This is a genomic window from Paraburkholderia sp. BCC1885 (assembly GCF_900996235.1).
In the GTDB taxonomy this organism is placed as follows: domain Bacteria; phylum Pseudomonadota; class Gammaproteobacteria; order Burkholderiales; family Burkholderiaceae; genus Paraburkholderia.
This window is the reverse complement of the sequence record NZ_CAAJGM010000044.1, coordinates 133,065-152,338: the sequence shown is the minus strand read 5'-3', so window position 1 is coordinate 152,338 and position 19,274 is coordinate 133,065. Positions and strand designations below refer to the sequence as shown.

Here is a 19,274-nt window from a genome sequence, read left to right as displayed (position 1 = left end):
TCGCACCAACCGCGATGCGCGACCGCCAGCAAAACGCGGTCATAAAAAAAACGAAGGCGCCGTCTCCAGCACCTCCGCCTGTCTTCCTGCATCGACACAGCGCGCAAACCCGCGCCCGAGCAGCCGCTACTTCTGCGCCCGCAAAATCCGCGCGGCATCCAGCGCGAAATACGTCAGCACGCCGTCCGCGCCGGCCCGCTTGAACGCCAGCAGCGATTCCATCATCGCCTTGTCGTGATCGAGCCAGCCGTTCTGCGCGGCGGCCTTCAGCATCGCGTACTCGCCGCTCACCTGATACACATACGTCGGAAAGCGGAACTCGTCTTTCACGCGCCGCAGAATATCGAGGTAGGGCATGCCGGGCTTGACCATCACCATGTCCGCGCCTTCCTCGATGTCGGCGCGCACTTCGCGCAGCGCTTCATCGGAGTTCGACGGGTCCATCTGATAAGTCATCTTGTTGCTCTTGCCGAGGTTCGTCGCCGAACCCACCGCGTCGCGGAACGGGCCGTAAAACGCCGACGCGAATTTGGCCGAATAGGCCATGATCTTCGTGTGGATGTGATCCTCGCTCTCGAGCATTTCGCGGATCGCGCCAATGCGGCCGTCCATCATGTCCGAGGGCGCCACGATGTCGACGCCGGCTTCGGCCTGGGCGCGCGCCTGCTCGACCAGAATCTCGACGGTGATGTCGTTGATCACATAGCCCGCCTCATCGATCACGCCGTCCTGGCCATGGCTCGTGTACGGGTCGAGCGCGACGTCGGTGAGCACGCCCAGCTCGGGAAAGCGCTTTTTCAGTTCGCGCACGGCGCGCGGAATCAGACCGGCTTCGTTGGTGGCTTCGCGGCCATCCGGCGTCTTCAGCGACGGTTCGATCGCCGGAAACAGCGACAGCACCGGCACGCCGAGTTCGACGCATTGCTCGGCCACGCCCATCAGCAGATCGACCGACACACGCTCGACGCCCGGCATCGACGGCACGGCCTGCCGCACGTTGGTGCCTTCGACGACGAACACGGGATAGATCAGGTCGTTGGTGGTGAGGATGTTTTCGCGCATGAGGCGGCGCGAGAAGTCGTCACGGCGCATACGGCGCGGACGGTGATGCGGATAGAAGCTCATATCGGATGTCTTGGATAACGTGGAGATGACAAAAACGCCTGCCTCCGCCTGCCGGAAACTCTTTTCGAGACAATGGTATATCATACCGATCGAGCAAGGCGCCTGGCGCTGACCTCCCCGCTTCTCCTCCCTGAGCGGGTGCCTGTCGTTTTTTTCGATTAGGCTGTTTGACCCGCCGTCAACAGCGGCGGGTTTTTTTATGGGCGCGCGAAATAGGGCCCAAACCGATAATCGAACCGGTTTCCGCGAGCCTTCCGCAGGCCGGCAGCGGGTCTATTCTGCGGCGGCTGCGTCGTCTGCGGCGGCCGTGTCCTTGGGGATCAGCCAGCCTTCGATCAGTTCGTGGGCTTCGTCCAGCCCGATTCGCTTGAGGGCCGAAAAGAGCTGAACGGTCAATTCTCCCTGATAGCCGCCCGCGCTGTATTCGGCCAGCCCCTTCTGGGTGGCCCGCAGCGCATTGATGCTTTCCTGGCGAGTCAATTTGTCGCACTTCGTCAGCAGCGTGTGGATCGGCTTGCCGGTCGGCGCAAACCATTCGATCATGCGGCGGTCCAGATCAGTCAGCGGCCGGCGCGAATCCATCATCAGAATCATGCCGCGCAGTTGCGAGCGCGACTGCAGGTAGGTGGACAGCAGCGCTTCCCAATGCGCCTTGGCCGCTCCCGGCACTTCCGCGTAGCCGTAACCGGGCAGATCCACCAGATGCGCCACCGGTTCCGCCGCCGGTCCCACCGAGAAATAATTGATGTGCTGGGTGCGGCCGGGCGTCTTACTGGCGAAGGCGAGCCGCTTCTGATTGCACAGCAGATTGATGGCCGTCGATTTACCCGCATTCGAGCGTCCGGCGAAGGCAATTTCCGGTTGCGCGGTGGCCGGCAGATCACGCAGGTGATTGACGGTCGTATAGAAGCGGGATTGGTGAAGCAGGAAGGAAGACATGGGGGAACCAGGATATGAGACGCCGGGGAACCCGGAGTGGGGACGGGTCAAGCCCGACTGGCGTCTAAGCGATTAGCGAGTTATTGTACAATACGATGGTTTACTGAAGACCTGAGGGGCCAGCGCGCGTGCCTCTGCAACAGGTCGGTCGCCGTCGTTTTGCAGAACCTCTAATTCCCACAAGACGAAACAGGGTGTGCGAATGAATCGACTGTGCAAAGCTCTGATGGTTTTTCAAGTAGCGGCAGGTCTTTCAGTTTTGGCAATTCAGGCGCGAGCAGCAGATCCGGGCAAACCGGACATCAACCGGGGGCAGGCAATTGCGACGCAGGTTTGCGCGTCGTGTCACGGCGCCGACGGCAATAGCACCGGCGGGGCATATCCCAAGCTGGCCGGCCAGCATCCCGAATATCTCGTCAAGCAGTTGATGGATTTCAAAACCCAGCCCGGCGCCAGGCAACCCGCTCGCAATAATGCGATTATGGCGGCCATGGTGGCGCCGCTGTCCAATCAGGACATGGTCAACGTCGCGGCTTATTTCGCGACGCAGACGCCGAAGCCGGGTTACGCACACAACAAGAACACTGTCCCGCTAGGGGAAAAGATTTACCGCGGCGGTATTGCCGACCGGGCTGTGCCGGCTTGCGCAAGTTGCCACGGGCCGACGGGGCAGGGCATCCCGGTGCAGTATCCGCGGCTGTCGGGGCAGTGGGCTGACTACACGGTGGCGCAGTTGAACGCGTTCACGCAGGGTCCGGGCGCGCGCAACAATAGCGACCCGATGCACACTATTGCGTCGCGGCTCTCGGATAGCGATATCAAGGCCGTCGCCGATTACATCGCGGGCTTGCATTAGGAAGCCCGCACGCAAATGCAACCGGTCCAGCGAGGCCGGTGAAAAACAAGAAAAGGGTGATGGCGTCGTGCGCTTCGTGCGTCAGCGGCGGCCTTTCACCCTTTTTTGCTGTTCTGTCGGAGTGTGAATGAGCGTCACCACGTCGGGTATTGAAGTCAAGTCTGGCCAGCAACCCATGCGCCGGGCCATCGAGCTGCTGAGTTCGATGCGGTTTGCCATCTCGTTGCTCGTGATTTTGTCGATCGCCAGCATCATCGGCACCGTCCTCACGCAGGACGATCCGTATCCCAATTACGTCAATCAGTTCGGGCCGTTCTGGGCGGACATCTTCCGCTCGCTGAGCCTGTACACCGTGTACAGCTCGTGGTGGTTCATGCTGATCCTCGGCTTTCTGATGGTCTCGGTGTCGCTGTGCGTGATCCGCAATGCGCCCAAGATGGTCGCCGACATGAAGAGCTGGAAGGACAAGGTCCGCGAATCGAGCCTGCGCGCGTTTCACCACAAGGGCGAGTTCGAGGTGAGCGGCACGCGCGCCGAGACTACGGCGACGCTGGCGAAACTCTCGGGCCGGCTCGGCTACAAATTCGTGACGCGCGAGTCGGACGGCGCCACGCTGATCGCCGCCAAGCGCGGCGCGCTCACCAAGCTGGGTTATATCTCCGCCCATTTGGCAATTGTCATCATTTGCCTCGGCGGCCTGCTCGACAGCAATCTGCCCATCAAGCTGCAGATGTGGATGTTCAACAAGACGCCCATCAACAGCAATTCGGTGATCAACGACATTGCGCCCGAGCATCGTCTGTCCGAATCGAATCCGACCTTCCGCGGTTACGCGTGGGTGCCGGAAGGCGAGCATGTGTCGACGGCGATCCTGAACCAGCCGAACGGTTCGCTGATCCAGGACCTGCCGTTCTCGATCCAGCTGAACAAGTTCATCGTCGACTATTACTCAACGGGCATGCCGAAGCTGTTCGCGAGCGACATCGTCGTGATCGATCACAAGACCGGCGCGAAGACCCCGGCGCGGGTCGAAGTGAACAAGCCGTTCGAGTACGACGGCGTGTCGATCTACCAGTCGAGCTTCCAGGACGGCGGCTCGCAGATGCAGATGACCGCGTATCCGATGACGGGTAACACCGCGAAGTCCGCGCCGTTCGGCGGCACGATCGGCAATTCGGCGCCGCTCGGCAACGCCGTGCCGGGCGCGGACGGCCAGACCATCGAATTCGCCGATTTCCGCGCCATCAACGTCGAAAACGTCTCGAACGGCAGCGGCGCCAACGACGCGCGCGGTGTCGCGCATCAGACGCTCAAGGAAGCCTTCGACGAACGGCTCGGCTCGGGCGCCAAGACCTCGAAGCCGCTGGATCTGCATAACGTCGGCCCGTCGGTGCAGTACAAGGTGCGCGGCAAGGACGGCCAGGCGCGCGAGTACAACAACTACATGCTGCCGGTCGACGTCAGCGGCGAGAAGATGTTCCTCGCCGGCATGCGCGTCAATCCGGACGACCCGTTCCGCTACCTGCGCATTCCCGCCGACCAGGGCGGCACCGTCAAGGAATGGATGAACCTACGCGCCGTGCTCGAAAATCCGGCCATGCGCGCCGCTGCGGCACACCGTTTCGCGCAGCGCTCGGTGCCGTCTTCCAATGCGGATCTCCAGCAGCATCTGGAAGAAAGCGCGTTGCGCGTCCTGACCCTCTTTGCGGGCGCGGACAATAGCGTCGGCGTCGTGCAGGGCGACCAGAACATTGGCGGCTTCCAGGCCATCGCGGCGTTTATCGACCATTCGGTGCCCAAGCCCGAGCAGGAAAAGGCCGCTTCGCTGCTGCTGCGCATGCTCGAAGGCTCGACGTGGGATCTGTGGCAACTGGCCCGTGAGCAGGCCGGCGAGCCGGACATGACGCCGTCGGCGGAGACCAGCCGGTTCATCCAGAGCTCGATCAACGCGATTTCCGACAGTTTTTTGTATGGTTCGCCGGTTTATTTACAACTCGACTCATTTAGGCAGGTGCAGGCTTCGGTATTTCAGTTGACGCGCGCGCCGGGCAAAAAAGTCGTGTATCTTGGCAGCCTGCTCCTCGTATTGGGCATCTTCTCGATGTTCTACGTCCGTGAACGGCGTCTGTGGTTCTGGATCAAGGATACCGGGCACGGTACGAACGTCGTGATGGCGATGTCGAGCGCGCGCAAGACGTTCGACTTCGACAAGGAGTTTGCCCAGACGCGCGATACCGTCGGCGCTACGCTGGGCGCCAGGCCCAGCGATGCAACCGACCAGGCCGGCACCCCCGGTGCCGGATCGTCCGTAGGCTCACAGGATTCGACCCGGTAAGATCATGGACTTGACTCAGGTTTCCTCTTCCCCCTCGCGCAGCAACGCGCCGGCCAAGAACGCGGCAAGCCAGCCGGAGCCGCAGCCCGCGCTGTTCGACGAGCGGCCGTTCTTCAAGCGCCTCGGTGCATTCGACTGGCTGTTCGCGCTGGCGATGGTCGCGGGCGTGGGTTTCGCGCTGTCGCGCTATCACCCGTTCATGAATTACTACGACAAGCTGGTGCTGGTGTGCGCGGTGCCGGTTTTTGTCACGCTCGGCTGGCGCTGGAAACCGGTGCGGCTGCTGATCGCGGGTATCGCGGTGCTGTCGCTGTTCGCCATCCAGGTCTATCAGGGCGACCTGGCGCGGGCCGATAGCGCGTTCTTCCTCAAATACTTCCTGTCGAGCCAGTCCGCTATCTTATGGATGAGCGCGCTGTTCGTGCTGGCCACGCTGTTCTACTGGATCGGCCTGCTGTCGCGCTCGCCCACCGGCGCCGCAATCGGTTCGAAGATGACCTGGGCCGCCGTGCTGATGGGCTTCGTCGGCCTGATGGTGCGCTGGTACGAGTCGTATCTGATCGGCGCGGACGTCGGTCATATCCCCATCTCGAACCTGTACGAAGTATTCGTGCTGTTCAGCCTGATCACCGCGCTGTTCTACCTGTACTACGAGCGGCACTACAATACCCGCGCGCTTGGCGCGTTCGTGCTGCTGGTGATCAGCGCCGCGGTCGGCTTCCTGATGTGGTACTCGATTTCGCGCGACGCCCAGCAGATCCAGCCGCTCGTGCCGGCGCTGCAAAGCTGGTGGATGAAGATCCACGTGCCGGCCAATTTCATCGGCTACGGCAGTTTTGCGCTGTCGGCGATGGTCGGCGTGGCGTATCTCGTCAAGGAACACGGCATGTTGGCCGACCGCCTGCCGCCGCTCGACGTGCTCGACGACCTGATGTACAAGTCGATCGCGGTCGGTTTCGCGTTCTTCACGATTGCCACGATCCTCGGCGCGCTGTGGGCGGCTCAGGCCTGGGGCGGCTACTGGAGCTGGGATCCGAAGGAAACGTGGGCGCTGATCGTCTGGCTGAACTATGCGGCCTGGCTGCACATGCGGCTCATGAAGGGCCTGCGCGGCGCCGTCGCCGCCTGGTGGGCGCTGACCGGCCTGCTGGTGACGACCTTCGCGTTCCTTGGCGTCAATATGTTCCTCTCCGGGCTGCATAGCTACGGCAAGCTGTAATATTCGCCGTTCCAGACCGACCAAGAACCGCCGTGTGCTCCGCACCGGCGGTTTTTTCTTTGGCGCGGGAATATCTGTGCTCCCAGGGTGTTCGTTAGAACAGGACCCGGAATCAGCAGTCGAACGATTATTGAAGCGGCCCTCGGGCCACCAGGAGCAGCACTATGTGGATCAAGCGGAGCGAGCGAATTGCATTGCAGGGCGACGACATCGCCCGTAGCGAAATCACGCCGCAAATCGTGTACGAGAACCGGCGGCGCGTGCTGCGGGCGGCCGGCGCGCTGGCGGTGGGCAGTCTGATGGGCACGAGCGGCGAGGCGTATGCCATGTACACCTCCCCGGATGCCAAGGGGCCGAAGCTGGCGGCGAAGACCAATCCGAAGTTCGTTGCGCAGGACAAGGTATCACCTTACAAGGACATAACCACCTACAACAACTTCTACGAATTCGGCACCGACAAGAGCGACCCCGCGCAAAACGCCGGCACATTGCGGCCGCGTCCGTGGCGGGTGAGTGTCGAAGGCGAGGTGAAGAACGCCAAGGTGTACGACCTCGACGATCTGCTGAAGATGGCGCCGCTCGAAGAGCGCGTCTACCGGCACCGCTGCGTCGAAGGGTGGTCGATGGTGATGCCGTGGATCGGCTTTCCGCTATCGGAGCTGATCAAGCGCGCGCAGCCCACTGGCAATGCCAAATACGTGCAGTTCATCACGCTGGCCGATCCGTCGCAGATGCCGGGTCTGTCCACGCCAATTCTGGACTGGCCGTATTCCGAAGGACTGCGCATGGATGAGGCGATGAATCCGCTGACGCTGCTGACGGTCGGCATGTACGGCGAAGTGCTGCGCAATCAGAACGGCGCGCCGCTGCGGATCATCGTGCCGTGGAAATACGGCTTCAAGAGCGGCAAATCGCTGGTGAAGATCCGTTTTGTCGACAAGCAGCCGGCCACCAGTTGGAATGTCTACGCGCCAACCGAATACGGCTTTTACTCGAACGTGAATCCGAATGTCGATCACCCGCGCTGGAGCCAGGCCACGGAGCGGCGCATCGGTGAAGACGGCTTTTTCACGCCCAAGCGCAAGACGTTGATGTTCAACGGCTACGGCGATCAGGTTGCCTCGCTGTACCAGGGCATGGACCTGAAGAAGAATTTCTGAGCGGGAAAGGTGATGGCATCTTCCGAAACGACGACGCAAACTGCGGCTAAACCTGGCGCGCAGCCGCAGCCGCAGCCGCAGCCGCCTTCCGCTGTGAAGCGCCCCGTGGCGGCGGGCGCCCGCTGGGTGGTGCCGGCGAAGGTCGCCGCGTTCGTGGCGGCGTTATATCCGCTCGCGCGCATCGTGTTGTTCGGTTTGACCGACCGGCTCGGCGCCAATCCGATCGAATTCATCACGCGCTCAACGGGGCTGTGGACGCTCGTATTCCTGTGCATCACGCTCGCCGTGACGCCGCTGCGCCGGCTGACGGGCGTGAGCGCGCTGGTGCGGTTCCGGCGCATGCTCGGCCTGTACGCCTTCTTCTATGCCGCGCTGCATTTCACGACTTATCTGTGGTTCGACAAGTGGTTCGATGTCGCGGCGATTCTGAAGGATATCGGCAAGCGCCCGTTCATCATGGTGGGCTTCGCGGCATTCGTGCTGCTGATTGCGCTGGCCGTCACCTCGCCGCGCGCAATGGTGAGGAAACTGGGACGCCGCTGGCAGACGCTGCACCGTGCGATCTACGCCGCCGGCGTGCTCGCGATCCTGCACTTCTGGTGGATGAAGTCCGGCAAGCACGACCTGCTTTTGCCGAAGATCTACGGCGCGATCATGGTGGTGTTACTGGGATGGCGGGTGCTGCTGTGGTTGCGCGACAGGAGGCGTTGACCTCGCTTAGGCCGGCAGAATCGTTTCTCCGGCGAACAACTGCCTGACCTCTTCGCGCGCGCGGACCACATACGCCTTGTCGCCGTCGACCATGACTTCGGCCGCGCGGCCACGCGTGTTGTAATTCGAACTCATCACGAAGCCGTATGCGCCGGCCGAGCGCACGGCGAGCAGGTCGCCCGGCTCGATTGCCAGCAGCCGTTCGCGGCCGAGCCAGTCGCCGCTTTCGCAGACCGGACCCACCACGTCGTAGACGTGCGACGGGACATCGCGCTGCACGACCGGTTCGATGCCGTGATACGCCTGATACATGGCCGGACGCGCGAGATCGTTCATGGCCGCGTCGACGATGGCGAAATTCTTTTCCGCGCCGGGCTTCAGATACTCGACGCGCGTCAGCAGAATGCCGGCGTTGCCGACCAGCGAGCGGCCCGGCTCGAAATACACTTCACGATGGCCGTGACCGCGCGATTCGATCCGATCGAGCACCGTGCGCACGAACTCGCCGATGTCCGGTGGCGTTTCGTCGTCGTAAGTAATGCCGAGGCCACCGCCGACGTCGACATGGTGAATCGTCACACCGTCCGTTTCGATCTGCGTGACCAGTTCGAGCAGCTTGTCCACGGCGTCGAGATACGGCTCGATTTCGGTGATCTGCGAGCCGATATGGCAGTCGATTCCCACCACGCGCAGATGCGTCATGGCGGCGGCTGCACGATAGGCGGCGCGCGCCTCGTCGAAGGCGATGCCGAACTTGTTCGACTTCAGGCCAGTGGAGATATATGGATGCGTTTTCGCATCGACGTCGGGATTGACGCGCAACGACACCGGCGCCGTCTTGCCCACCGAAGCGGCCACGGCATTCAGACGATCGAGCTCGGGAATCGATTCGACATTGAAGCACTTCACGCCCGCTTCGAGCGCCTCGCGCATTTCCGCGACGCTCTTGCCGACGCCGGAAAACACCGTGTTTTCAGCCTTGCCGCCGGCAGCCAGCACACGCGCCAGTTCGCCGGCCGAGACGATATCGAAGCTCGCGCCGAGCCGCGCGAATACGTTCAGCACCGCCAGATTGCTGTTCGCCTTGACGGCCGCGTGGACGGTGGCGCGCCGGCCCGCGCAGGCGCCGGCGTAGGCTTGCCAGGCGTCGGTCAAGGCGGCGCGCGAGTAGACGTACAGCGGCGTGCCGAACTGTTCGGCGAGCGAGACGGCGGACACGCCTTCAGCGTGCAAAACGCCGTCGACATGGGCAAATGCGGATCGAGTCATGCGAAAGTCTTATTGAGCGGTGCTGTCGGAGGCCGGCAGTTGCGGTGCCGATGCAGCGGAGTCGGGTGCAGCATGGAGTTCGGTTTCCGGCGACAGCGATAAAGGCGTGCCGGATGTGTCGGGCACGCTGCCGGAGACGGCCTGGGAATCCGGTTTTACTGCCGGATTGGCCGTATCGGGCGACGGCGCCAGGGTTTCGTCGGTGGGTTTGGCCGGCAGCGGCGGCACGGTCGGCATGTAGAGCGCGCCGCGCTGCCCGCAGCCGCCCAGCGCGCAACCTGCGACAATGACCAAAGCGGCTACAATCGCGCGGGGCTGCCTGAAGCCGTGCGCCGCTGCGCGAGGCTGCCCGAAGTCCGGCGCCATTGCCCGCATCCGAGAAACGACTCGCATGACTGTCCCTGAAAAAATGATCGTTGGAGTTTAGCATGTCCGATAGCGAATACCTGACCCGCGCCGAGGCCGCACTCGCGGCCATCGAACGCACGCTCGACGATATTGAAGCCGATGTCGAATTCGAACGCAGCGGCAATGTTCTGACGCTCGAATTCGAGAACGGCTCGAAGATCATCGTCAATCTGCAGCCGCCGATGCGCGAGATCTGGATCGCCGCCAAAGCCGGTGGTTTCCATTTCCGTTTCGTCGACGACGCATGGCGCGACACCCGCAACGGCACCGAGTTTTTCGCCGCATTGTCCGACTATGCGACGCAGCAGGCGGGCGAGCCGGTTCATTTCGAAGCCTGAGCGGCTGGCCGGGCGTCGGGCTTCCAATGCCCGGACGCCGTGGCTGTCTGACTCGCGGTAAAAGTGCGTGACGCCGCCGCGGACTAATGCCCGCGGAACAGATTCATGATGTCCTGCTTCTCCTGATCGCCGACCTGTTGCGGAGCCGGCGCCTGCTCCGCACCGGAGGCCGCATCGCTCGCTTCGGCGTCGAGATCGGCCTGGCTCACACCCACCGTTGCGATGAAGCCGTTGCCCGGCGTGAAGTTATCGAAATACGGTTCATCGCCGAGCATGACGATGCCGGCCGGCATGGGCATCCTGTACTCCGGCACGCCTTTCAGTGCCTTCGCCATATAGTCGATCCACACCGGCAAGGCGAGACCGCCGCCGGTCTCCTTGTCGCCGAGACTGCGCGGATTGTCATAACCGATCCACGCGATAGCGGTGAGCGTGTGCTGGTAGCCCGCGAACCACGCGTCGCGTGAATCATTGGTGGTACCCGTCTTACCGCCCAGGTCGGTGCGCTTCAGGACATTGCTTTTTGCGCCGGTGCCGCGTTGCGCGACGCTTTGCAACAGGCTGTTCATCACATAGGCATTGCGCACGTCGATGGCGTGCGGCGCGCTCTGTCCGGCGACGAGCGGCTGCGCTTGCGCCACCACGCTGCCGCGTTGGTCGGTGACCTCGGCGATCAGGTACGGGTTGATCCGATAGCCGCCGTTGGCGAATACCGAGAAACCGCCGGCCATCTGCAGCGGCGTGACGAGTCCGGCGCCGAGCGCCATCGGCAGATAGGCCGGGTGGCGATCCGCGTCGAAACCGAAGCGTGTGATGTAGCCCTGCGCGTACTTCGGGCCGATCTGGTTGAGGATACGGATCGACACGAGGTTCTTCGATTTCTGCAGCGCGGTGCGCATCGTCATGGGGCCGTCGAAACCGCCGCCGTAATTTTTCGGCTCCCACGCCTGGCCGCCCGTTTCGGCAGCGGTGAAAAACAGTGGCGCGTCGTTGATCACCGTAGCCGGCCCCAAGCCTTTTTCCAGCGACGCCGAATAGATAAACGGCTTGAAGCTGGAGCCCGGTTGCCGCCATGCCTGGGTGACGTGATTGAATTTGTTCTTGTTGAAATCGAAGCCGCCCACCAGCGCGCGAATCGCGCCGTCTTGCGGCACCACGGAGACAAAGGCGCCTTCCACTTGCGGCAACTGCGTGATCGACCAGTTGCCGTCGTCATCCCTGACGACACGAATGATCGCGCCCGGACGGAGGCGCTGATTCGGCTGCGCGCGCGGGCTGAGCGCAAACGCGGCGAAACGCAGGCCGTCGCCTTGCAGTGTCGCCACGTTGCCGTCGGCAAGCGTTGCCTGGATCTGCTTCGGATTGGCGCTGGTCACCACCGCCGCGATGATCTCGCCGTTGTCCGGGTGTTCGAGCAAGGCGTCGTCGATTGCCTGCTCGCGCTCGTCCGCGTCCGCGGGCAGATCGATGAATGCTTCCGGGCCGCGATAGCCGTGACGCCGTTCGTAGTCCATCAGACCTTTACGCAGCGCGTGATACGCCACGTCCTGGTCGGCGGAGTCGATCGTGGTGACGACATTGAGCCCGCGCGTGTACGCCTCTTCGTGAAACTGCGCGTACATCATCTGCCGCACCATTTCCGCGATGTACTCAGCGTGCACGCTGTATTCCTTGCCGGCTCCCTTGACGGCGAGCGGTTGACGGCTTGCCTCGTCGTACTGTTCCTGGGTGATGTAGTGCAATTCAAGCATGCGCGTCAGGATGTACTCCTGACGAACCTTGGCGCGCTTCGGATTGACGACCGGGTTATATGCTGACGGCGCCTTGGGCAGACCCGCGAGCATCGCGGATTCGGCGAGCGTGAGGTCCTTCATATCCTTGCCGAAATACACCCGCGCCGCGCTCGCGAAACCATAGGCGCGCTGGCCGAGATAAATCTGATTCATGTACACCTCGAGAATCTGATCTTTCGTCAGCTTCGACTCGATTTTGTACGCCAGCAACATCTCGTAGATCTTGCGCGTGTAGGTTTTTTCGCTCGATAGAAAGAAGTTTCTCGCCACCTGCATGGTGATCGTGCTGGCGCCTTGCGTGGCGTGGCCATTGGTCAGCGCGACGAAACCGGCGCGCGCAATGCCCGTCAGGTCGACGCCGCCGTGATCGTAAAAGCGCGCGTCTTCAATCGCGAGCACGGCCTTCTTCAGGCTGTCGGGCACGTCCTGAATGTGCACGACGTCACGCCGTTCTTCACCGAATTCACCGATCAGCACGTGATCCGCCGTGTAGATGCGCAACGGCACCTTCGGCCGGTAGTCGGTGAGCGCCTCGAGCGAAGGCAGGTTCGGCGTGGCCACCACCAGCGCATAGCCGAGCACGAGTCCAGCGCACGCGACGCCGGCAAACATCAGACCTACCAGCGCCAGAACGAGCGTGAGCCACAACGGGCGTTTGCGCTTTGGCGGCGCGGGCGGCGGGGAAGTAGGGGACGAAGATTGCATAGGAACACCAAAAAACAGTCCCGCGATTATAGCCGTCTGAGCCGTTAGCTTTCGACACGCTTACGGCGGATGGTGGTGCAGGGGATGACTTAACTGTAGACGCTTTGATGCCGCATTTGGAGCCGTGAGCCTCACGTTAGCCATTCGGCCGAATATCGCGCGGCGCCGCTGTTGCGCACAATTGTCCCCAGAAGAAAGCGCCGGATTTTGGCGGTGCCGCGCTCTCGCGTTCGAGTGATTCGTCGCGTGAGCGGCCGGTTTTGCATGTGTCTGAATGGGAGGCAGGATGGCGATGAAAAGTACGTTAGTCGTGAAGGTGCGGCGTTTCGCTGCAGGAATCGACGTGAGTCGCGACGCGGTGCGGCTCGCAGTGTTGAGTCAGCGCTTGCGCATGGGTGAGCAGATGCGCATCGAGCACCTCGCGGCGGCGCCGCTCGCTGCCGGCGCGATGGCGGGTGTGGAGATCGTGGATCGTGCCGCCGTGACACGGGCCTTGCGCGAAGTGTTCGCGGATCTGCCGCGCGCCTGTGCCTCGCACACGCTGCGTTGCGCGATGGCGTTGCCGGGCTCGGCCACGCTGATGTCGAGCTTGCCGCTCGCGCGCTTCGGCGCTGCGGGCGAGGTCGCGATGGTCAGGGGTGCTATGCACGCCGAGCTTGAATCAGCAGTCCTGAGCGAAGCGGAGCGGGTTGCCGGCATCGAGCGTCACGCGCTGGCAGTGGACTGGTTTGTCGATCATTCGCCGCGCCGCGCGGGATCGGTGACGATTGCGGCGGCCGGCCGTCAGCATCTGGAGGCGCGCATCGAATGCGCGGCCGGGGCCGGCGTGACCTTGACGGCGATCGACGGCGAGCCGCATGTAGCACTTCGCGCGCTGCGTCACTCAGCCATGCTTGAACTCGAGCCCCAGGACGTCTACGCGGCAGTCTGGGTCGGCGCGGACGGTGTCTACGGCTGGCGCATCGAAGACGAGACAATCATTGCCGAGGTGCGCTATCCGGCGCCCGAGCACGCCGATCTCGCGGATGCGTTGCGCGACCTGGCGCGCGGCAACGTGACGGAGCTCGACTACGCGTTAGTGGGCGGAGAGCTCGACCTGCTCGACGGAGTGGGCGTCTGCGTCGCGGATCTTGGCGACGTGCTGGGCTGCAGCGTGCTGCCGTTCGAATGCGCGTCGCTCGGCGATTGCGCGCGCCCGTTATCCATCGACCTGCTGCACGAACCGAAGTATGCGGTCGCGTTTGGTCTCGCCTTGCGCGGGGTATTGGAATGAGCGGGGTGAATGCGCGTATGAGCGCGGCCGGACGACCGGTCTGGATCGGCGGCTTCAATCTGCTGCCTCATCGTCAGCGCAATGCGCGCCTGGCGCGGCGGCGCTGTCTGATCGAATGGCTGGCGGCGGTTTTGGTGGGCTGCGCCGCGGTGCTGACGATCGTGGGCTGGCAGGCGTTTGAGCGAACGCGGCTCGACGCGCAACGTGCGGCGACCGAGCGTGAACTGGCGAGCCTCGCGGCACCGCTCGCAGAGCAGGCGCGACTGCGGCGCGACGCTGAAGAGCAGGGCAAACGTGCCGCACGCGCAGTTGTGTTGACCGAGCCTCTGACGCGTCTGCTCGACCTTCTGGATATGTTAAGCCGCGTGCCCGCCGACGGCGTCGTCCTGCAACAGTTGAAGCAGCATGCACACGAGACGGAACTGCTGGCCACCTCCACGGATCCCGTCGCGTCCTCGCTCTGGCTCAAGCAATTGAGCACGATACGCGGCGTGAGAAGTTCCGAAGTGGCCGACCTGCATCCTTTGGCGCAGGTCGGACGCGCCGCCTCGGCGGTCGCCGGCGGCCCGGTTGAGTTCGTCGCCAGGTTGCAATGGGGCGAAGCGACGAAGGACGCGGGACAGTTGAGCGCAACGGCGAGCGCGCGCCCGCCTGCCTCCGACAAATCGCGAGGCGCACGATGAGCCGCACGCTGTTTGCCCCACGCGTCACGGCCACGACCGTGGATCCGGCCGCGCCCGCCTCGGCGTGGTTGAAACGCATGCGCTTGCCGCTCGAAGCGTGGAGCGGGCGGCGCCGTTTGCTGGTCGGATGCCTGATCGCAGCGATGGTGTTCATTGCCGGCGCGAACGCGTGGATTGCCGCCGACCTGGCCGGTGTGCAGGCAGGCCGCACCGCGCAATCCGAAGCGCAACGCCGGATTGCGCAGGCACGGCAGTCGCTCGCCCAGTTGCCCGCGTTACGCCGCCATGCCGCGGCACACTCTACCGCCAGTGGTCAAAGCGCGGTCACGCTGACACCGGCTGACGACGTGCGTTTAATGTCGGTGCTGGCAGTGCGCAGCGGCGTGACTTTGCTCACGCTCGCGCCGGCTATGGGAAGCGGCGCAGGCTCGGATGTCGTGCGCTCGCTGCATCTCACCGTACAGTCCGATTTCCTGCACCTGATGGTGTTCCTGCGCGGCCTGTCGGACTTGCCGGTGCTCGTCGTGCCTGAAGACGTCACCGTGAAGCGCGGTGCGGCTGGACTGCTGGTGAGCGCGACCCTGCATGTGTTTGCCGAGCTGGTTCCAGTGGCGCTCACGCCCGATCTCTACGTTGACGAAGACATGGAGGCGGACGATGAAGACGTGGTGTTCTACGACCCCTTCCTGCGCGAGGCGCAAGCCGACGGCGACGCGTCGGAAGCAGGCTCGTTGCGCCTCGCCGGTGTGTTGCGCGACCGCACGCGTGGTCTTGCGCTGCTCGAAACGGCTGACGGCGCTGCGACGGTCGAGCGAGGACAGCTGGTGGGCAACGACCGTGTCACGAGCATGGACGCGATCAGCATCACCCTGACCAATCGCCTTGGCACGCGCACGCTTGCACTGACGGAGGCGTCATGATGACGGCGCGAAATAAACTAATCCGGCGAATCCGGCGAGTCCAGTGCGTAATCGGAGGTGCTGTTCTCGTCGCGGGCGCGGCGCATGCGGCGTTGCCGCCGCTTCCGGCGGTCATGCCATCCGACGACACGGTCGCGCCCTACGACACACCGCCATTGCCGCGCAACGTGGCGGCCGACATACCCAATCCCTTCGTGCTCCCCGACGAGCCCGACGACACTTCGCCCTCCGTGAATCCGGTGAGCGCGGCCAGCGACGACCTGGACGGTACGCCGCTCGAAGGCGCTCCGCTTCCCGCCTCGCGAACACGAGGGGCGCGTGCGCAGCAGGCTGAAACAGAAACCGGCACAGCCACCGGCGCGCTGGAAGGCTCGCCTGTGCCGCTCGCCCCAGCGCAGCGTCTGGGCGACGCGCTGAGCCACACGATCGACGACGGCCTCGCGCCCGACAAACCTATCTCGCTGAATTTTCAGCGCGCGGAATTGCCCGCGGTGCTGAACGCGTTCGCGCAGTTCACAGGGCTGAATATCGTCGCCAGCGACAGGGTTCGCGGCACGGTGTCGTTGCGGCTCGACAAGGTGTCGTGGCGCACGGCATTCGATACCCTGCTCGACGTCAACGGTCTCGCCATGGAGCGCCACGGCAACGTGATCTGGGTCGCGCCGCAGGCGGACCTGGCGGCGCGCGAGCGGCAGCGCTTCGAGGCGCATGCACGGGTGGCCGACCTGGAACCGCTCGCGAGCCGGACCTTCGAGCTGCATTACGCCCACGCCGAAGACGTGCGGCGCCTGTTGACCGGCTCGGGGACCCAGCGCGTGCTGTCAAAGCGCGGTGCGGCGATGGCGGACGCGCGCACCAATCTGCTGTTCGTCACCGATCTCGACGCGCGCCTCGCGCAGATCGCCGAACTGCTGACGTCGATCGACCGGCCGTCCCGCCAGGTGTTGATCGAAGCGCGCATCGTCGAAGGGGAGCAGGGCTTTTCACGCAATCTGGGCGTGCGGCTCTCGCTTGCCGGGGTGGGCGCGGACGGCGGCACCCCAACCGGCTTGAGCGGCGGCAAGGACGGCGCCGTCTATGACCTGTCGGCTGGGCCGCTGTCAGGGTTCGACGCCGCTACCGTCGGACTTACGCTGTTCGCCGCCAAGGCGACACGGCTGCTCAATATAGAATTGAGCGCGCTGGAGACCGAAGGACATGGCGAAACCGTGTCGAGCCCGCGCGTGGTGACGGCAGACCGGATGAAGGCGGTCGTCGAGCAGGGTACCGAACTGCCTTACCAGGCGAAAGTGGGCCAGGGCGTCTCCGGCGTGCAGTTTCGCCGCGCCAGCCTGAAACTGGAGGTCGAGCCGCAGATTACGCCGGACGGCCGGGTGGTGCTGGATCTCGATATCGCCAAGGACAGCGTCGGCGAGCAGACCGCTGCGGGGCCCGCCATCAACACCAAGCACGTGCAGACGCGGGTCGAAGTGGAGAACGGCGGCACCGTCTCGATTGGCGGCATCTACGCCACGGATGACAGGGATGATGTGACTCAGGTGCCACTTCTGGGCAAAATACCCGTTTTGGGCGCACTTTTCCGTCACCGGGCGCATCGTGACCAGCGCAGCGAGCTGGTCGTTTTTATCACGCCGCGCGTCGTGCAGACGGATTGAGCGCCTGCCGCAGCCGCGGCCCGCAGGCTCGACAAGGCAGTCGCTTTGCCAGTAAGCTGCGGCACGAACCATACCGGATTAGCCAGAGGACACCGTTGCAAGCGCGGGACGCACACGCCAATGTATTTTTTGTAGGGCTCATGGGGGCAGGCAAAACCACCGTGGGCCGCGCGGTGGCGCGCCGGCTGGATCGTCCGTTCTTCGATTCCGACCACGAAATCGAGGCGCGCACAGGGGCGCGCATCCCCGTCATCTTCGAACTGGAAGGTGAAGCGGGCTTTCGCGACCGTGAGTCGCAGGTCATCACCGATCTCACCCTGCAGCAGAACATCGTGCTGGCCACGGGCGGCGGCGCGGTGTTGCGGCCGGAAAACCGTCGCGCGCTGCAGAGTAACGGGCTGGTGGTGTATTTGCGCGCCAATCCGCACGATCTGTGGCTGCGCACGCGGCGCGACAAAAACCGCCCGCTGCTGCAAACCGAAGACCCGAAGGCGCGGCTGGAAGAACTCTACGAGGTGCGCGACCCGCTGTATCGCGAGTGCGCGCATTTCGTCATCGAAACCGGCCGGCCGTCGGTCAATGGCCTCGTCAACATGGTGCTGATGCAGCTCGAGATGGCCGGCGTCGCCAAACATCCTGCGTCATAATGCAAGCATGATTACCGTCAAAGTCGAACTGGGCGACCGCGCCTATCCCATCCATATCGGCGCCGACCTGATCGGCCAGACGGCGCTGTTTGCTCCGCATATCGCCGGTTCGTCCGTGACCGTCGTCACCAACACCACTGTCGACCCGCTTTACGGCGACCTGCTGCGTGAGGCGCTCGCACCGCTCGGCAAGCAGGTGTCCACGGTCGTGCTGCCGGATGGCGAGGCCTACAAGAACCTGGAAACGCTCAATCTGATCTTCGACGCCCTGCTGGGCGCGCGGGCCGACCGCAAGACCACCTTGATCGCGCTGGGCGGCGGGGTGATTGGCGACATGACCGGCTTTGCCGCTGCCTGCTACATGCGCGGCGTGCCGTTCATCCAGGTGCCCACCACGCTGCTTTCGCAGGTGGATTCGTCGGTGGGCGGCAAGACCGGCATCAATCATCCGCTCGGCAAGAACATGATCGGCGCGTTCTACCAGCCGCAAGCCGTGATCGCGGACATCGGCGCGTTGCGCACGCTGCCTGCGCGTGAGCTGGCGGCGGGCGTCGCCGAAGTCATCAAGACCGGCGCCATTGCGGACGCGGCTTTTTTCGAGTGGATCGAGGCGAATGTCGACGCGTTGAACGGCTGCGAGCCGCAGGCGCTCGCGGAGGCGGTCAAGCGCTCGTGTGAGATCAAGGCCTCGGTCGTGGCGGCGGATGAACGCGAAGGCGGTCTGCGGGCGATTCTGAATTTCGGCCATACGTTCGGCCATGCCATCGAAGCCGGGCTCGGCTACGGTGAGTGGCTGCATGGCGAGGCCGTCGGTTGCGGGATGGTGATGGCGGCCGATTTGTCGGTGCGCCTCGGCCATCTCGACGAAGCATCGCGCCGGCGTCTCGTCGACGTCATCAAGGCCGCGCATCTGCCGGTTCGCGCGCCGGCTCTCGGCGAATCGAGGTATGTCGACCTGATGCGGGTCGACAAGAAGGCCGAAGCGGGTGAGATCAAATTCATTCTGCTGAAGCGTTTCGGTGAGACGCTAATCGGCCCGGCGCCGGATGCCGCGGTGCACGCCACGCTGGCGGCGGCCGTTTAGGCGCAGGCAGAAAAGGCTTCGCTTCGCGCGAAATCAGGCCACCCGCGGCGGTAAGCCCCCAAGCCCTGAAGGTGGAGTCTTTTGGAGTGGCGGCTCCAGCGGGGCAGAAGCCCGGCGCGGCGCCGTATTGCCCGAAAAAGTCCGTGGCGTTGCG

General features: G+C 63.8%; 17 protein-coding genes. 12 read left to right on the top strand and 5 right to left on the bottom strand.

Annotation, left to right across the window (positions count from 1 at the left end):
• Window positions 1-126: 126 nt before the first annotated feature.
• Both hemB and yihA read right to left on the bottom strand, forming a co-directional pair.
• Window positions 127-1,125, bottom strand: a complete 999-nt coding sequence (gene hemB / locus FQ755_RS03960; protein WP_144151199.1) for a porphobilinogen synthase — start codon at window positions 1,123-1,125, stop codon at window positions 127-129.
• A 273-nt stretch (window positions 1,126-1,398) separates the two neighbouring features.
• Window positions 1,399-2,064 (bottom strand): ribosome biogenesis GTP-binding protein YihA/YsxC, encoded by a 666-nt coding sequence (gene yihA / locus FQ755_RS03955; RefSeq protein WP_144151197.1) that lies wholly within the window; start codon window positions 2,062-2,064, stop codon window positions 1,399-1,401.
• A 202-nt stretch (window positions 2,065-2,266) separates the two neighbouring features.
• Here yihA and FQ755_RS03950 point away from each other — a divergent pair, with 202 nt between their 5' ends.
• The 5 genes from FQ755_RS03950 to msrQ all read left to right on the top strand — a co-directional run bounded on the left by FQ755_RS03950 (window position 2,267) and on the right by msrQ (window position 8,345).
• Window positions 2,267-2,920 (top strand): c-type cytochrome, encoded by a 654-nt coding sequence (locus FQ755_RS03950; RefSeq protein ID WP_144151195.1) that lies wholly within the window; start codon window positions 2,267-2,269, stop codon window positions 2,918-2,920.
• A 127-nt stretch (window positions 2,921-3,047) separates the two neighbouring features.
• Window positions 3,048-5,255, top strand: coding sequence for a cytochrome c biogenesis protein ResB (locus tag FQ755_RS03945; RefSeq protein WP_144151193.1), 2,208 nt, complete (start codon window positions 3,048-3,050; stop codon window positions 5,253-5,255).
• Between the two features lie 4 nt (window positions 5,256-5,259).
• Window positions 5,260-6,474 carry a c-type cytochrome biogenesis protein CcsB gene (ccsB, locus tag FQ755_RS03940; protein ID WP_144151191.1) on the top strand — a complete coding sequence of 405 codons (1,215 nt, stop codon included), beginning with the start codon at window positions 5,260-5,262 and terminating at the stop codon, window positions 6,472-6,474.
• A gap of 164 nt (window positions 6,475-6,638) precedes the next feature.
• A complete protein-coding gene (msrP, locus tag FQ755_RS03935; protein WP_144151190.1) occupies window positions 6,639-7,634 on the top strand; it encodes a protein-methionine-sulfoxide reductase catalytic subunit MsrP in 996 nt (331 codons plus the stop codon).
• Window positions 7,635-7,646: 12 nt separating this feature from the next.
• Entirely contained in the window at window positions 7,647-8,345 is a 699-nt protein-coding gene (gene msrQ / locus FQ755_RS03930; protein ID WP_144151188.1) for a protein-methionine-sulfoxide reductase heme-binding subunit MsrQ, read from the top strand.
• Between the two features lie 6 nt (window positions 8,346-8,351).
• Here msrQ and lysA read toward each other — a convergent pair whose 3' ends face one another.
• Both lysA and lptM read right to left on the bottom strand, forming a co-directional pair.
• The gene (gene lysA / locus FQ755_RS03925) at window positions 8,352-9,614 is read right to left on the bottom strand and encodes a diaminopimelate decarboxylase (RefSeq protein ID WP_144151186.1); all 1,263 of its coding nucleotides are present in this window, start codon (window positions 9,612-9,614) and stop codon (window positions 8,352-8,354) included.
• A gap of 9 nt (window positions 9,615-9,623) precedes the next feature.
• Window positions 9,624-10,007 carry an LPS translocon maturation chaperone LptM gene (gene lptM, locus FQ755_RS03920; RefSeq protein ID WP_186308412.1) on the bottom strand — a complete coding sequence of 128 codons (384 nt, stop codon included), beginning with the start codon at window positions 10,005-10,007 and terminating at the stop codon, window positions 9,624-9,626.
• A gap of 35 nt (window positions 10,008-10,042) precedes the next feature.
• Here lptM and cyaY point away from each other — a divergent pair, with 35 nt between their 5' ends.
• Window positions 10,043-10,360 carry an iron donor protein CyaY gene (cyaY, locus tag FQ755_RS03915; RefSeq protein WP_144151184.1) on the top strand — a complete coding sequence of 106 codons (318 nt, stop codon included), beginning with the start codon at window positions 10,043-10,045 and terminating at the stop codon, window positions 10,358-10,360.
• Window positions 10,361-10,443: 83 nt separating this feature from the next.
• On the opposite strand, the gene FQ755_RS03910 is transcribed toward cyaY, so the two are convergent.
• Window positions 10,444-12,858 (bottom strand): penicillin-binding protein 1A, encoded by a 2,415-nt coding sequence (locus FQ755_RS03910; protein WP_144151183.1) that lies wholly within the window; start codon window positions 12,856-12,858, stop codon window positions 10,444-10,446.
• A gap of 286 nt (window positions 12,859-13,144) precedes the next feature.
• Between FQ755_RS03910 and pilM the strand changes: the two genes are divergently transcribed.
• The 6 genes from pilM to aroB all read left to right on the top strand — a co-directional run bounded on the left by pilM (window position 13,145) and on the right by aroB (window position 19,120).
• Complete coding sequence (pilM, locus tag FQ755_RS03905; protein WP_144151181.1) at window positions 13,145-14,131, top strand: pilus assembly protein PilM; 987 nt, start codon at window positions 13,145-13,147, stop codon at window positions 14,129-14,131.
• A complete protein-coding gene (locus tag FQ755_RS03900; protein ID WP_144151179.1) occupies window positions 14,128-14,814 on the top strand; it encodes a fimbrial assembly protein in 687 nt (228 codons plus the stop codon). Before pilM ends, FQ755_RS03900 begins: the two co-directional genes overlap by 4 nt.
• Window positions 14,811-15,734: a hypothetical protein gene (locus FQ755_RS03895; RefSeq protein WP_260858280.1), complete on the top strand. Its 924-nt coding sequence runs from the start codon at window positions 14,811-14,813 to the stop codon at window positions 15,732-15,734. The genes FQ755_RS03900 and FQ755_RS03895 overlap by 4 nt, the downstream gene beginning before the upstream one ends.
• 113 nt (window positions 15,735-15,847) lie before the next feature.
• Window positions 15,848-17,389 (top strand): type IV pilus secretin PilQ, encoded by a 1,542-nt coding sequence (locus tag FQ755_RS03890; protein WP_260858278.1) that lies wholly within the window; start codon window positions 15,848-15,850, stop codon window positions 17,387-17,389.
• A gap of 95 nt (window positions 17,390-17,484) precedes the next feature.
• Window positions 17,485-18,036 (top strand): shikimate kinase, encoded by a 552-nt coding sequence (locus FQ755_RS03885; RefSeq protein WP_144151175.1) that lies wholly within the window; start codon window positions 17,485-17,487, stop codon window positions 18,034-18,036.
• 7 nt (window positions 18,037-18,043) lie between these two features.
• Window positions 18,044-19,120 carry a 3-dehydroquinate synthase gene (aroB, locus tag FQ755_RS03880; RefSeq protein ID WP_144151173.1) on the top strand — a complete coding sequence of 359 codons (1,077 nt, stop codon included), beginning with the start codon at window positions 18,044-18,046 and terminating at the stop codon, window positions 19,118-19,120.
• Window positions 19,121-19,274: the final 154 nt, after the last annotated feature.